This window comes from Vibrio owensii CAIM 1854 = LMG 25443, from assembly GCF_000817815.1.
Taxonomy (GTDB): domain Bacteria; phylum Pseudomonadota; class Gammaproteobacteria; order Enterobacterales; family Vibrionaceae; genus Vibrio; species Vibrio owensii.
The window spans coordinates 12,072-25,942 of sequence record NZ_JPRD01000012.1; the positions used below are offsets into that span (position 1 = coordinate 12,072).

Below are 13,871 nucleotides of genomic sequence, written 5' to 3' on the forward strand. Positions count from 1 at the left end.
CAATAAACAAGGCCGTCCGAGTATTCTCATTAATAGACAATATTGGAAAGTCACAATGAAATTGAATACTTCAGAAATCGACTGGAAACTTACTTTTGGCAGTTTTGGATTTGTACTGCTTCTAGGTATTCTTGCAGTGGTATACCCAGAAGCCGTAAAAAGCACCATGAGCGGCATGCTAGATTTTACCGTCATTAACTTCGGTTCTGGTTTCCTTTGGTACACACTTTTCGCAACAGGTACCCTATTGTTCCTCGCCTTTTCTAAATATGGCGATATTCGTATGGGTGACAGCAAACCTAAATTTACTAAATTCCAACTGTTCGCAATGGCGTTGTCTGCGGGCATGGGCGCAAGCACCATGTACTGGGGCTTTATTGAAGCGGTATACTACTTCATGGATCCTCAGTTCGGTATTACAGATAAAGCCATGGCAATGGAATACGCTACGGCTTACAACATGTTCCACTGGGGCGCTGCAGGCTGGTTTATCTACCTCATCGTAGCCATCCCATTCGCCGTCGTATTCTACCTAAAGAAAAGCCGTCGAATGAGCCTAAGTGGTGTTATCAATTCACTTTTTGATGATCGTCTTCCAGTTTGGGCTCAGAAGTTTATTGACCTACTGTTTATCATCACAACGCTTGCGGCAACAGCATTAACGCTAGGTTTGGGTATCCCGATGATTTCCTCAAATCTCGCAAGTCTAACCGGCATTCCTGACAACCTAATGCTAGGTATCGGCGTTATCCTTGGCCTGTCAGTGATCTTCTCTCTGAGCTCTTACATCGGCATTGAGAAAGGCATGGCCCGCCTATCTAGCGCAACCATTTATATCTGTGCAGCGTTTGTTGGCATCATTTTCATCATCGGTCCATCGGCTCTGATCATGAACAACTTAACCAATGGCATTGGTATCATGCTGACAGAATACATCCGAATGAGCACCAACACAGATCCATATGGCACAACGTTGTTCCCTCAATACTGGACGGTATTCTTCCTAGCGAACTGGATTTCTTACTCACCGGGTGTAGGTGTCTTCATCACTAAGATCATCCAAGGCCAGAAGCTAAAAGACGTGGTTCTTATCCTAGTAATTGGTGGCACAATGGGCTCTGCTGTTATCTTCGGTGTGTGTGGTACCTTTTCAATGGATCTTGTAAACAACGGTGTCGTTGATGGTGTTAAACTGATTGGTGAAGGTCAACCAACAGAGTTGGTGAAGCAAGTATTTGATTCTACCTCTATCCCGATGTTGCTTACTGCTATCTACTTAGTCACGATGATTCTGTTTACAGTAACAACATTAGATGGCACATCTTATTCACTAGCAGGCATCGCAACTAAGCAGCTAGATGAAGAAGCAAACGTAAACCCGATGTTCCGCCTATTCTGGTGTTTGTTACTAACAGCGTTGCCAATCATCTTCTTGCTGATTAATGCAGACTTAAACATCCTTAAAGCATTCCCTGTACTGATCATCGTATTGATCGTACCAGTGTTCTTCATCGCGGCGGTTAAAACACTCCAGTACCTTAAGCAAAACTACGGACAAATTATGGAGCATCAACGCCAACAAGATGAAATCCTTGCCAAGGAAGTACAACAAGAACAAACCGAGCAACCTGCTCCACAGGCTAGTTAGGCACCTTTAGGCAATTAAAAAGCTCCGAGTAATCTCGGAGCTTTTTTCTTTTTTGTCTTGTTAATTTCAATCACTCTCGTCTATAAATCCCCTCTGACTCTTTACGTTTATTGAAATCCCTGACAAATTTGTTTAAGTTTCAGGGATAATTCCTACAAGATGCATCACTGCTATGAACGTACAAGACACTAAGCAATCACTTATCATCGTGGAAGACGATCCCAAACTGCAGGCTATGCTAAGCGAATACTTTGAAGGACAAGGCTTCGAAGTTAGCTGCATAGACAATGGAACGGACGCTCCGGATGCGATTCTTGAAAGCCAGCCAGATCTCGTCCTTTTAGATTTGATGTTGCCGGGGCAAGATGGATTGAGTGTTTGCCGTCAGATCCGTGAATGCTACAAAGGCAAAGTACTGATGCTTACTGCCAGTGATGATGATTTTGACCATGTTGCTGCGCTTGAAATTGGTGCCGATGATTTTGTGACTAAGCCGATCAAGCCACGTGTTCTGCTCGCTCGCATTCGAATGCTATTACGCCGTAAAGAAGCATCAACAACAGATTCAGACACATGTTTAGAAGTTGGCGTCCTGTGCCTTAATCGTCTGCGTAAAACGTGCGCTCTAAACCAAGAGCCCATTCCTCTCACCGACGGTGAATTTGATCTCCTTTGGGTACTCGCAAGCCATCCTGAACAAACCCTTTCTCGCGAGTGGCTCACCAAAACATTACGTGGCATCGAATACGACGGCACCGACCGCACCATTGATAACCGTGTCGTGACACTGCGTAAAAAACTCGGCGACAGCACTACACCACCACAGAAAATCATTACTGTGCGCGGTAAAGGTTACTTGTTTATGCCCGATGCTTGGAATGCGTAATGAAACGTATTTATCTGGAAAGCTTTTTAGGTCTGATCATCCTATTTGTAGCCAGTCTTGTTGGCTATGAAGTCATTGTTTATCAGCTTAATACGGACTACGACTACCTACTAGAAGAGCATGAAGCTCAAGCTTTCCATGAGCTGATCTATCCGATGTATCAAGAAAAAGGCGAGGAATACACCGTTCAGCAATTAGAGAAATTCGCAACATCGAGTCACATGTTGTTAATTGCTCAGGAAATGACGAATCTTCCTCCAGAGGTGCAGAAAGCATTCGATGAAGATCCATCCGTTAATACGGCTTTTGATGATGAGCGAGACTTGTGGTTTCGCTTTGAACCCGGCTCCCCTATCTTCAAGTTAACCCAAAACCCCAACAGCCCTATCATTCAAGCCATCAATTTTGACGACAACATCGTTTGGCTGTTTTTCCTTGCTGGTTTTGCGCTGTATTGTGTTTTGCTAATTTGGTTCTTAAGCCGACGAGTACGCGCTTTAGAGAAGGTTACCGTTGATTTTGCCTCTGGAGATTTCAACGCCAGAGCGGACACCTCCAGTGCCAAATCCGTCGGTACGTTGAATAGAAGCTTCAACCATATGGCTGATAAGGTGTCTCGACTCATCACCACCAATAAAATGCTCACCAACGCGGTAGCGCATGAGCTTCGTACTCCGATCTTTCGTCTGCAATGGCAAGCCGATCTACTGGCCGACGCCGCTTTAAATGAACAGCAACAGAAGTACGTAGACAGCATCGTAGAAGATATCGACGATATGGAAAATATGGTGGAAGAACTGCTCTACTACGCCAAAATGGAGCGACCAAATGCCGAGATTCAAACTTCCTCTGTCGCCTTATCAAGCTTTGCTCAATCGTTTTTACCCAAGTGGCAACGTGACACCCAACTTTCTATTTTGATTGACGACACGAGCTCACAACAGGCAATCATTGACGCCGACCCGAAACTGCTAAAACGCGCCTTAGATAACCTACTTCGCAATGCAATGCGTTATGCACAAAACCAAATCGTGCTAGAGATTATGGAGACACCGGAGAAATCTTGTATTCGTGTGCATGACGATGGCTGTGGTGTGGAAGAGAAGGATTGGCCTCATCTGTTTGATGCGTTTTACAGCGCTGATAAATCACGGAACAAGAGCACCAGCGGGTTCGGTTTGGGGCTTGCGATCGTCAAACAGATCGTTGAATTGCAGAACGGCGAAGTCTATGTCTCACACAGTCCGTACGGCGGTGCGTGTTTTACAATCTGCTTTCCCAAGTAAATTCATAAACTTATCAATACTCCCTTAAACGCCATTACAAAAGGCGACACTTCAATACAATTGGCCGACAGAGCACCACAATAAAACAGTGTACATTTAATCCATAAATTCACAGCAATAATGGATCAACGCAATGTATAAACCTCTTCTTCTCGTCACCCTTTCTTCCACACTTGCTGCTTGTGCTTACAACCAAGAACCAGTTGTCGATATGACCAATGTTGACCAAGCCCAATACGAGCAAGACTTCACGTATTGCCAAGGTTACGCAGAAAAAGTGGATAAAGGCGAAGCCGCTAAAACTGAAGCGCAAAATGGTGCCGTTACGGGTGCGTTGGTCGGTGCCGTTGCAGGTGCATTAGAAAATGGCATTGGCGGCGCTGCTGTGGGTGCGGTGGCAGGCACTGCTGTTGGTGCAGGTGCTGGGGCTGTTGGTGGTGCTAACGATTCAACCAAAACTCAATCCTTAGTTCTGCGTAAATGCCTAGCGAACAAAGGATATACCGTATACGACCTTGATTCATAACGTATAAATTCGCATCAATTACACAAAATTTTGCGTTGAGCGACGTTAATTTCACAAATGTTTCACGCTCGACCTATTAGTTTCATGTTTTCCAATTCGATGCACTTCTGTCATCAGGGGAGGCTTTATCCCTCAAAGCGCCCCTCTTTTTTAGGGCTTAGCAGTTAAAAGGCCACATTTTGAAACCAGGTAAAACAGGCATTCGCCGGATATTGGACGCAACCGGCTATTCACTTCAAGGATTGAAAGCAGCGTGGACTCATGAAGCCGCTTTCAGACAAGAACAGGTACTTACACTTGTCCTTTCTGTTTGCGCATTCTTGCTTCCTGTCACCACCTTAGAACGCATCATGATGATCAGCAGCCTTCTGTTGGTCGTGATTGTTGAATTGATTAATTCCGCCATCGAAGCGGTTGTCGATCGTGTCAGCGATGACTGGCATGAACTCAGTGGAAGAGCCAAAGACATTGGCTCCGCAGCAGTATTTGTTGCACTTTTTCTCGCCCTATTTGTTTGGGCGTCGATTTTACTTTAGTCACATCGAAGCACGTCAATTATGAAGACAATTGAACTCCCAACTAAAGGTATCTCCTACATTACCTTTACGCTTTTATTAGCCTTGTATTTCGCACTTGTAGTCAATATCCCCATCTACAAAGAGTTGGTGCATATCTTTGCGGATCTCGACCAGGTTAAGATCGGTTTCATTATTACGATTCCAATCTTCTTTTTTGCGGCGTTGAATTTCCTATTTAACCTGTTCAGTTGGCCTTGGATCAGCAAGCCTTTCTTCATCTTATTGCTTATCACATCGGGCATGGTGAGTTACGCAAGCTACAACTACGGCACCTTGTTCGATACGGACATGATCACCAACATCGTTGAGACAGATACCAGTGAAGCCAGCTCATACTTGAGTGCCTACTCACTTATCTGGACACTATTGATGGGAGTTCTCCCTGCCCTAGTCGTCTTCAAGATTAAGTTTAAGCCTCTTGAAGGCAAATGGCTTCGCTTCACGTTGACCAAAATCGTTTCCATGCTGGCTTCGTTGGCTGTTATCGCCGTGATTGCAGGCATGTATTACCAAGACTATGCGTCAGTTGGTCGCAACAATAGTTACCTAAAGAAAGTCATCATCCCGACTCAATACGTGTACGCGATCTCTAGCTATGTAAAAGAAAACTACTTAACGACACCAGAACCTTACCGTGAGATTGGTACGGATGCGAAACAATCCCAACTTGCACTAGAACAAGCTAAAGAGAAACCAACGCTGCTTGTCTTTGTATTAGGTGAAACAGCACGAACTCAGAATTATCAAATTAATGGCTATGAACGAGAGACTAACCCATACACCAGTAAGTTAGATGTCATCTCGTTCCAAGACGTTTCTTCCTGTGGTACCGCAACGGCTGTCTCTGTGCCTTGTATGTTCTCTCAATTACCACGCCACGACTTCGATCGCAGTAAAGCTGACAACCAAGATAACGCGTTGGACATCATGCAGCGCGCTGGCATTGATTTGATGTGGAAAGACAACGACGGCGGCGACAAGGGTGTTGCTCATAAGATCAATAAGATGGATGTCGCACGCGGCAAACAAAACACGCTTTGCAACGGTAATACCTGCTACGACATGGCGCTGCTAGACAATTTGGACGACCAAATCGCGAGCATGAAAGGTAACCGAGTTGTTGCACTTCACCTGATTGGCAGCCATGGTCCGACTTACTTCCAGCGCTACCCGAAAGACAAAGCGTTTTTCCAACCAGACTGCCCCCGCGCAGATATTGAAAACTGCAGTGTGGAGCAAATTGTGAACTCTTACGACAACACGATCCGCTACACAGACTTCGTGTTGGATCAAACCATTGCGAAACTGAAAACGTTGGAAGATAAATACAACACGGCGATGATCTACGTCTCTGATCACGGCGAGTCTCTGGGCGAAAACGGGTTGTTCTTACATGGCATGCCTTATGGTTTAGCACCGGATTTCCAAAAGCGTGTTCCTATGATGCTTTGGATGTCACCAGGCTTTAAACAAGCAAAACACGTCAACACCGATTGCTTGGCACAAGAAGCGCAGCAAACCGCAACGCACTCACACGATAATGTATTCCACTCATTGTTGGGCATTATGGATGTGGAAACCAATGCCTACGACGGCGCTTTAGATATCTTTAAGACTTGTCGTCAAAGCTAATAATCATATTCATAACCAAAAGGAGGGGGATATTTACCCTCTCCTACTTCGAACCATAAGCATTCAAATCAACATCTATGGCTAGGTGGAAAATTTCATGCAATACAAGGTTCTATAATGAAAAAACAAACACTCATCGCAATCTCAATCACAACCACCGTTCTTTCAGGTTGTGGTACTGACAATCAACCATCGCTCACCCCAGACCCGATTCAAGCCGTTCATGTTCAAACCGTTAATCTTGTCGACTTTGGGAAAAACCAATATTCAGATGTGCAGTTAAAAGCTTACGAGAATGGAAAAGAGCAGCTCATGTACTCTGACATCATTCAATATGGTGCTTCCTCATCAAGCCTTTTGATTGCTCAACAGAAAAGCAACACCATTCCTTATACCTTCAAACTTTTTGATACCAACTCACAAAATGAGTTAGCCCAAAAGAAAATCACTTTAAACTCGGGTGACCACAAGATCGTGTTCGCTTTCGGTGACGTAGATAAAGGCTATTACGAACTGTCGGTTCAAAACAAACCTAATATTTCCAGTGCATCCTCAGACGAAGTTCCAATCTATATTTTAGACTCAAGCGACGTGACAAAGGGTTCCCAAACAAGCGTCACGGTCGAAGGGCAAACGATCGATAACCTTCCAAGTAAGACACTCTCTAGCGCCTTGAAGGTACCCAAAAACCAGCAAGAGATGACGGCAACATTTAATCACAATGGCGTCAGTAAGACTTGTAAATTTAGCACCAAAGACACTCCTCAAATGGTTATTCTTGGCCCTTACAACCGATGCTATGGCTTGAGCTTCCTAACATCGTTTGCGGATTAATACGTTACCTGCGTATTAAGAAGATACCTGCGTATTACGGTACGCAGGGTTCATTCATTCATTCATTCATACAGAATTATCGATAACCTGCTCATAAACGAGGAGCCAAATTCAAGTTATACTCTTTTCCTGCAAATAGAACGTCGAAAGAAGAACTCAAAATGAAAATTGGCATCATTGGCTTGGGCGACATTGCTCAAAAAGCTTACCTTCCTGTTATCACTCAGCTTCCAAATGTTGAGTTGGTATTTTGTACCCGCAATGCAAACGCACTCAACGCGCTCGCTCAACAGTATCGAATCGCAGAAACCTGCCAAGACTATCAACAATTGGTTGGCATGGGCGTAGATGCGGTCATGATTCACGCCGCTACTAGCGTTCACTCTCAAATCGCGTCTTTCTTTTTAGAACAAGGTATCCCGACATTCGTTGATAAGCCTTTGGCAGACAGCGCTGCTGAAGTAGAAAAACTCTACGATATTGCCGAGCGTGTGAAACAGCCTCTGTATGTTGGTTTCAATCGCCGTCATATTCCGCTCTACAATCAACATATGCCGAGCGTCCAGAAAGGCGAACTTTCAGGCTTGAAATCTCTGCGTTGGGAGAAGAACCGTCATCAGCTACCCGGAGATATCCGTACCTTCATTTTTGATGATTTTATCCACCCTCTTGATAGCGTGAACATCACGGCCAGAGCAGATCTGAAAGATGCTTACATTACACATCAAATGGATGGTGACCAACTGGCTCGTTTAGATATCCAATGGCAGCATGGTGAGACACTGCTTCACGCATCCATGAACCGTCATTTTGGGATCACCACAGAGCGTGTCCAAGCGTGTTATTCAAACAAAGCAATGGAGTTTGATTCGTTTGTTGAAGGGAAACTGTGGCAAGACAATCAAGAGCAGAAGTTGAGCTTAAAAGATTGGACGCCAATGCTGGCCAGTAAAGGCTTCCACTCTATGCTGTTGGATTGGTTTGAAGTCATCCAGTCAGGCAAAATCGCTTCTGAAATCGTAGCGCGTAATATCGCTAGCCATCAACTTGCCGAAGCGATTTGTCAGCACATTGAACAGTCAGTGCGTCGATAATTAAGCACTAAAACGAGCGCGGAACGCTTTGGGAGCCAATCCCATTGTTTTGATGAACACTTTGCGAAACGCGCTCGCGTCTTGATACCCAACTTGATAAGCGATAACTTCAAAAGCTAAGTTGCTCGACTCTAATAAATCACACGCCTTTTGCACACGAAGATGCTGCAAATACTGATTCAAGTTCAAACCTGTCGCTTTTTGAAAACGTCTCTGAAGCGTGCGCTCAGTTAAACAACTGATCTCCGATAGAGCTTGGTTTGAAATCACATGTGAGAAATGATCGGCCATGTAGTGCTGAGCACTAAGAACGGCACTATCACCATGTTGAAAGTTAGGCGTGAATTGCTGATAGAAACGTTGCTCTCTGGCACCTGTATCGACCACCAGCATCTTTCCCAACAAACGCATCACTGCAGGTGTACTTAGCTGAGAAACCAGCTCCAACCCCAAATCAAGCCAAGACATCATACCACCAGCGGTAATGATGCTGCCTTCGTTGATAAGGATGGACTCGGGCTTAAGCGTCACGTTAGGAAACCTATCTCGGAATAACCCTGCCAGCCCCCAGTGTGTTGTGCACGCTTTGTTATTCAACAAATCAGCGTGAGCGAGAACAAACGCGCCTGCACATGCAGACGCCACAACCGCACCAGCTTTGTGCTGCTCAAACAACCAAGACGTTAACGCCTGACTTGGCGAAAGGTAATATTGTTCCGCACCGCTTGGCGGCAGTATGACGACCGTGAACTCATCGGCTCGAATAACGCCTTCTTTCCAATCAATGATGTCTGCATGAAAGCGGCATTCAACATCCAGCTCAATCGAAGCGCGGTTTGCCATCTCAAACAGCTCCTGCAAGCCATAGACTGACGCTTTTGAAGCCCCCAGATAGTTCACAATAGCAATGTTTATCTTGTTCATTCCAACTGTCGTTTTTGACCTATTTTTTGTCATTTTAGACACTGAGCAAGATAAAAGAAAGCACGCATAATAGCTCCCATACCAAAGCAACACATTCACTGAAAACAAAAGGAAAACACCATGAGCCAAGCAGCACTTCTTGTTATCGATCTACAAAACGATTACTTCCCTAACGGTAAATTCCCTCTATGGAATACAGAAGCAACACTAAACAACATCAAGAGCGCCATTGCTAAAGCGAATGAGAAAAATATTCCTGTCATTCATATTCAGCACATCGCCGACCCAGCAATGGGCATTGCACCTTTCTTTAATGAAGGTTCTGAAGGCGCAGACATTCACCCTGAGATCTTCGCTCTAGCACAAAATGCCGATGTGGTCATCAAACACTTTGCCGACAGCTTTGAACAAACAAACCTTGAAGAAGTACTGCAAAAACATGGGGTAACAGAGCTATTAGTAACTGGCATGATGACGCAAAACTGTGTCACTCATACTGCGATGTCTAAAGCGGCAGAAAAATACGAGGTATCAATTCTTATGGACTGCTGTACAACGGTCGATGAAATGATCCACAACATCGCACTGCACGCTGTATCAACTCGCGTCCCACTAGTAACGGCAGAACAAAAACTGTAAGCCAGCGAGCATCCACTATACTGTCTTAATTAGAATGGCCCGATGCGCCAAGCATCGGGTCCTGTTGGTTGGCACTGACTCTCATTAACTCTATAGGGACAGCACAATGAAGTGGATGTCAGTTTTATCAATTATCACCTTATCGAGCGCACTCACCGGTTGTGGAGGGAGCGACTCCTCAGATCCAGAGATTGCGGTAAGAGCTCTCAACTTTCAGACCGTTAACTTCGTCAACCAAAACCCGAGCGGTGTTTCAGATATCAGTGTTCAAGCCAATTATGGCAGCCTACAAGAAGATATTTATTCCAATCTGCCACTTTATGGTGCGACAGAAACAGGCTTGCTGTTGATTCAAGAAAACGCAAGTACTTTTGATATCACGTTTGATTTGATTGAAACCAATAGCCAGCAAACCTTAGTCAGTGAGACACATTCAATTGCTGTCTCTAATCCTCAAGTGATCTTTGCTTTTGGTGACACTGACACAGGTTTTTATGACCTCGTCTTCCAAGACAAGCCCGACACGAGCAGCACAACCAATACTCAAGTCTCTGTATTCGTTATGGATGCTAGCCAACTACAAGGCGGTATCAACAGTGATGTTTGGGTGGATGGGTCCCAACGGATCTTTAATCTGAGCAAAAGAACCTTGTCGAGCCAGATCATCGTAAGTGCGAATACCGCAAATGTTCCGATTGAAATCAGAGAAACAGGCACTACAACGGTGATAGACACGTGCAGTATTTCTACCGAAACCAGAGCCATCATGGTGATATTGGATCCATTGGGCAACTGCCGAGTGCTGTCTGTTTTAGACTCTGTTTTTTAAACCATTTGTTGGTATTTTGGACACTCAATAAGGTATGCATAAAACGCATACCTTACTTCACTTTTTATCATTTGTGTCATCACAGACTTATCTCTACACTTCGCGCTCTTTTTTCTACTTGAGCGCACAATGCATGCTTTTTTCTCAAACCATTTTCGCTCAGGTGCTGAGAATGTCCGTCATGTTGGGTCTGTCGTTAATCATCGTCCATAACTCACCTAAGTTATTGGAAATATTAGCAGAGCAAGCCATCAACAGCGGTTGCCATCAGACCACTGGCGACGGCGAACACCAGGATCACTCTCATCACCACCATCATCATTAATAAGAGCAAATTATGAGTATTTTCCGATTTCCAATTCTTGTTTGGCTTGGAATAGGGATTTTGATTATCTGTCTAGGGATCAGACAATCTTTCGGCATTTTCATGATGCCAATTTCAGACCACTTCCAAACGGGCCGCGAGTTCTTTAGCTTTGCTATTGCCTTGCAAAACCTGTTGTTTGGTGTGTTCCAACCATTTGTTGGTATGGCGTCAGACCGTTGGGGCGCGAAGCGTATTATCATTTTAGGTGCCATTTCTTACGCTTTGGGTCTTTACCTGACTTCTATCGCAGTTGAGCCAACCATGATGTATTTGTCGCTGGGTGTTCTGGTTGGCTTCGGCTTAAGCGCGACCAGTTACGTGATCGTGCTAGGCGCAGTGGCGAAAGTTGTCCCTGCCCAACACGCAGCAAAAGCATTTGGTTTGACAACTGCTGCGGGCTCATTCGGCATGTTTGCGATGATCCCCGGCGCACAAGCGTTATTAAGTGACTTTGGTTGGCAAGGTGCGCTTCAGGTGTTTGCCGTGTTGTGTAGCTTTATGGTGATGTTTGCGTTGTTCATGAGAACAGCAAAACCACAAGCCAACAACGCAGCAAATGCTCAAGAAGATACGCAAACTCTGAAAGAAGCGTTAAAAGAAGCTTTTGCACACAAAGGTTACTGGCTGATCCACGCCGGTTTCTTCGTATGTGGCTTCCATGTCATGTTTATCGCCACTCATTTACCAAGTTACTTGGCAGATAAAGATTTACCGGCTTCGACAGCAGCGATGGCACTGGCGTATGTTGGCATCTTCAACATCTTTGGCTCTTACTTCTGGGGTGTGATGGCCGATCGCTTTAACAAGCGTCACGTTATGTCTGCCCTGTACTTGATGCGCACGGTGGTGATTGGTGCTTTTGTGACTTTACCTGTCACCGAACACACTGCTGCCATTTTTGGCGGTGCTATCGGCTTCTGTTGGTTAGGTACGGTTCCACTGACTTCCGGCTTGGTCCGCCAGATTTTTGGTGCTCGTTACCTTTCAACCTTGTACGGCTTGGTGTTCTTCACTCACCAAGTAGGCAGCTTCTTGGGGGCTTGGGTTGGTGGTCGCATTTACGATTACTACGGCTCTTACGATCCAATCTGGTGGTCAACGGTTGTGCTGGCATTTATCGCGGCTCTTATTCACCTGCCGATCAATGACAAACCGGTGCCACGTTTGAACTTGGCAACCGCGTAATTTAAGAAGGCTCTTAACGTTATCGTTGGGAGCCTTTTCTCTTTTCTCCCCACAACACGCTTTCTGTTTTCCCTCAATCGAATAGGCATTCTCATCAATGATTGCTTATTTAAGATAAAGTGCGTCCATTCATCCTCTGTTAAGATTAGTGTGACATACTTAACACAACGCTATAAATCAAAAAGGGTTTTAAATGAGAACACTCGGCAACATCATCTGGTTTGTATTCGGTGGCGTATTTATGGGTTTGCTATGGTGGTTCTTCGGACTACTGGCTTTCATCAGCATCATCGGCATTCCATGGGGACGCGCTTGTTTCGTGATGGGTAACTTCTCGTTCTTCCCATTCGGCAAAGAAGCGGTTTCACGAGATGAACTGACCAATGAAATGGACATCGGTACTAGCCCGCTTGGCGTGATTGGTAACGTGATTTGGTTTGTGTTTGCAGGTATTTGGTTGGCAATCGGTCATATACTTTCTGCCGTAGCATGCTTCGTAACCATCATTGGTATTCCGTTCGCACTTCAACACCTGAAACTGGCGGTTATCTCTCTGGCTCCGATAGGTAAAACAGTCGTGACAACAGAAGAAGCGGCAATGGCTCGCTACAACATCAACCGTTAATTTTGTCGCCCTCTGAGCATCCTGCTTAGAGGGTTATTCCTGTCAAAAGTAAGCCCATAATTGCCACTGCATACTCAAGAATAATGGATTGAAAGTTCATACTCCCACCTTAGTTAAAAGTTAAAATTAATACCTAGTTCTACGCTGTTCTCTTCACTTATCTTGGTCGAGCCCGGTGAAACTCGATGCTCACCAAATGTGTACTTCACATAAGGCTCTACCCATTTCGGTTTTAAAGTAATACGCACTTCGTGATTGGTTCGATGACCGCCCTCTGTGAGTTTTTTATCGTAGTTATAAGAATAACCAAGCCGGATAAAATCAATCGGTGTATAGCTTGCACCAACGGTGTTTTTCCACTCTCTTTCTGTTTTTTCCAATGATGGGAATGACTTACCGATTGAGCTGGTTCTCCACTCATGAGAGCTGTTGGCGAAAACCATCCAATCATCGCCTAACGCGGTTCCGGTAAACACGCCCGCATCATAAACGTCGAACAGATCTGCACGTCCATAGCTCACAAATGCTTCTGTATAGAACTGTCCGAGCATCACGCCATATCCCGTCCCCAATTCTAAATACCCCGTAGAATCCACTTCAGCAGAAATGTTCCACTCTTCTGTCGCTTGTAAGTACCCTGAAGCTGTCACAATCCATTCATCATCTGTATTGGACACGTCTAAACCAAACTCTGGCATTTTATGGTCAGCAGAAAAACACGGCACGGCAAACAGCGCGCAAAGCAGCGTCAGAGATTTATTCATTGGAATACCTACCAGAAAGACTCGAAAAGAAAAAAGGAGCCACTTAAATCAAGC

15 protein-coding genes are annotated in these 13,871 nt (G+C 45.0%); 13 read left to right on the forward strand and 2 right to left on the reverse strand.

What is annotated here, in order from left to right:
• Positions 1-55 precede the first annotated feature (55 nt).
• From H735_RS06775 to H735_RS06810, 8 genes are all read left to right on the forward strand, one after another.
• Positions 56-1,648, forward strand: a complete 1,593-nt coding sequence (locus tag H735_RS06775) for a BCCT family transporter (protein ID WP_020194096.1) — start codon at positions 56-58, stop codon at positions 1,646-1,648.
• 172 nt (positions 1,649-1,820) lie between these two features.
• Positions 1,821-2,534 (forward strand): response regulator, encoded by a 714-nt coding sequence (locus H735_RS06780; protein ID WP_009704808.1) that lies wholly within the window; start codon positions 1,821-1,823, stop codon positions 2,532-2,534.
• A complete protein-coding gene (locus H735_RS06785; protein ID WP_020194095.1) occupies positions 2,534-3,820 on the forward strand; it encodes an ATP-binding protein in 1,287 nt (428 codons plus the stop codon). The genes H735_RS06780 and H735_RS06785 overlap by 1 nt, the downstream gene beginning before the upstream one ends.
• Before the next feature lie 133 nt (positions 3,821-3,953).
• Positions 3,954-4,346 (forward strand): glycine zipper family protein, encoded by a 393-nt coding sequence (locus tag H735_RS06790; RefSeq protein WP_020194094.1) that lies wholly within the window; start codon positions 3,954-3,956, stop codon positions 4,344-4,346.
• 179 nt (positions 4,347-4,525) lie between these two features.
• Complete coding sequence (locus tag H735_RS06795) at positions 4,526-4,882, forward strand: diacylglycerol kinase (RefSeq protein WP_027726540.1); 357 nt, start codon at positions 4,526-4,528, stop codon at positions 4,880-4,882.
• Positions 4,883-4,903: 21 nt separating this feature from the next.
• Positions 4,904-6,556: a phosphoethanolamine transferase gene (locus H735_RS06800; RefSeq protein WP_020194092.1), complete on the forward strand. Its 1,653-nt coding sequence runs from the start codon at positions 4,904-4,906 to the stop codon at positions 6,554-6,556.
• A gap of 117 nt (positions 6,557-6,673) precedes the next feature.
• Positions 6,674-7,390, forward strand: a complete 717-nt coding sequence (locus H735_RS06805; protein ID WP_020194091.1) for a hypothetical protein — start codon at positions 6,674-6,676, stop codon at positions 7,388-7,390.
• 161 nt (positions 7,391-7,551) lie between these two features.
• Positions 7,552-8,484, forward strand: a complete 933-nt coding sequence (locus tag H735_RS06810) for a Gfo/Idh/MocA family protein (RefSeq protein WP_020194090.1) — start codon at positions 7,552-7,554, stop codon at positions 8,482-8,484.
• Here H735_RS06810 and H735_RS06815 read toward each other — a convergent pair whose 3' ends face one another.
• Positions 8,485-9,408: a GlxA family transcriptional regulator gene (locus tag H735_RS06815; RefSeq protein ID WP_020194089.1), complete on the reverse strand. Its 924-nt coding sequence runs from the start codon at positions 9,406-9,408 to the stop codon at positions 8,485-8,487.
• 120 nt (positions 9,409-9,528) lie between these two features.
• Between H735_RS06815 and H735_RS06820 the strand changes: the two genes are divergently transcribed.
• The 5 genes from H735_RS06820 to H735_RS06835 all read left to right on the forward strand — a co-directional run bounded on the left by H735_RS06820 (position 9,529) and on the right by H735_RS06835 (position 13,053).
• A complete protein-coding gene (locus H735_RS06820) occupies positions 9,529-10,047 on the forward strand; it encodes a cysteine hydrolase family protein (RefSeq protein ID WP_020194088.1) in 519 nt (172 codons plus the stop codon).
• A 106-nt stretch (positions 10,048-10,153) separates the two neighbouring features.
• Complete coding sequence (locus H735_RS06825) at positions 10,154-10,876, forward strand: hypothetical protein (protein ID WP_020194087.1); 723 nt, start codon at positions 10,154-10,156, stop codon at positions 10,874-10,876.
• 172 nt (positions 10,877-11,048) lie between these two features.
• Positions 11,049-11,201 (forward strand): hypothetical protein, encoded by a 153-nt coding sequence (locus H735_RS31345; protein ID WP_005535284.1) that lies wholly within the window; start codon positions 11,049-11,051, stop codon positions 11,199-11,201.
• Positions 11,202-11,213: 12 nt separating this feature from the next.
• Positions 11,214-12,428 (forward strand): MFS transporter, encoded by a 1,215-nt coding sequence (locus tag H735_RS06830; RefSeq protein WP_020194086.1) that lies wholly within the window; start codon positions 11,214-11,216, stop codon positions 12,426-12,428.
• Between the two features lie 193 nt (positions 12,429-12,621).
• Positions 12,622-13,053 carry a YccF domain-containing protein gene (locus H735_RS06835; protein WP_009704819.1) on the forward strand — a complete coding sequence of 144 codons (432 nt, stop codon included), beginning with the start codon at positions 12,622-12,624 and terminating at the stop codon, positions 13,051-13,053.
• 113 nt (positions 13,054-13,166) lie between these two features.
• On the opposite strand, the gene H735_RS06840 is transcribed toward H735_RS06835, so the two are convergent.
• A complete protein-coding gene (locus H735_RS06840; protein ID WP_020194085.1) occupies positions 13,167-13,817 on the reverse strand; it encodes a hypothetical protein in 651 nt (216 codons plus the stop codon).
• Positions 13,818-13,871: the final 54 nt, after the last annotated feature.

Coding starts and splice junctions, on each gene's coding strand:
- H735_RS06835 (WP_009704819.1), top strand. CDS start 12,622: ATGAGAACACTCGGCAACATCATCTGGTTTGTATTCGGTGGCGTATTT.
- H735_RS06780 (WP_009704808.1), top strand. CDS start 1,821: ATGAACGTACAAGACACTAAGCAATCACTTATCATCGTGGAAGACGAT.
- H735_RS06815 (WP_020194089.1), bottom strand. CDS start 9,408: ATGAACAAGATAAACATTGCTATTGTGAACTATCTGGGGGCTTCAAAA.
- H735_RS06810 (WP_020194090.1), top strand. CDS start 7,552: ATGAAAATTGGCATCATTGGCTTGGGCGACATTGCTCAAAAAGCTTAC.
- H735_RS06775 (WP_020194096.1), top strand. CDS start 56: ATGAAATTGAATACTTCAGAAATCGACTGGAAACTTACTTTTGGCAGT.
- H735_RS06805 (WP_020194091.1), top strand. CDS start 6,674: ATGAAAAAACAAACACTCATCGCAATCTCAATCACAACCACCGTTCTT.
- H735_RS06840 (WP_020194085.1), bottom strand. CDS start 13,817: ATGAATAAATCTCTGACGCTGCTTTGCGCGCTGTTTGCCGTGCCGTGT.
- H735_RS06790 (WP_020194094.1), top strand. CDS start 3,954: ATGTATAAACCTCTTCTTCTCGTCACCCTTTCTTCCACACTTGCTGCT.
- H735_RS31345 (WP_005535284.1), top strand. CDS start 11,049: ATGTCCGTCATGTTGGGTCTGTCGTTAATCATCGTCCATAACTCACCT.
- H735_RS06820 (WP_020194088.1), top strand. CDS start 9,529: ATGAGCCAAGCAGCACTTCTTGTTATCGATCTACAAAACGATTACTTC.
- H735_RS06825 (WP_020194087.1), top strand. CDS start 10,154: ATGAAGTGGATGTCAGTTTTATCAATTATCACCTTATCGAGCGCACTC.
- H735_RS06830 (WP_020194086.1), top strand. CDS start 11,214: ATGAGTATTTTCCGATTTCCAATTCTTGTTTGGCTTGGAATAGGGATT.
- H735_RS06785 (WP_020194095.1), top strand. CDS start 2,534: ATGAAACGTATTTATCTGGAAAGCTTTTTAGGTCTGATCATCCTATTT.
- H735_RS06800 (WP_020194092.1), top strand. CDS start 4,904: ATGAAGACAATTGAACTCCCAACTAAAGGTATCTCCTACATTACCTTT.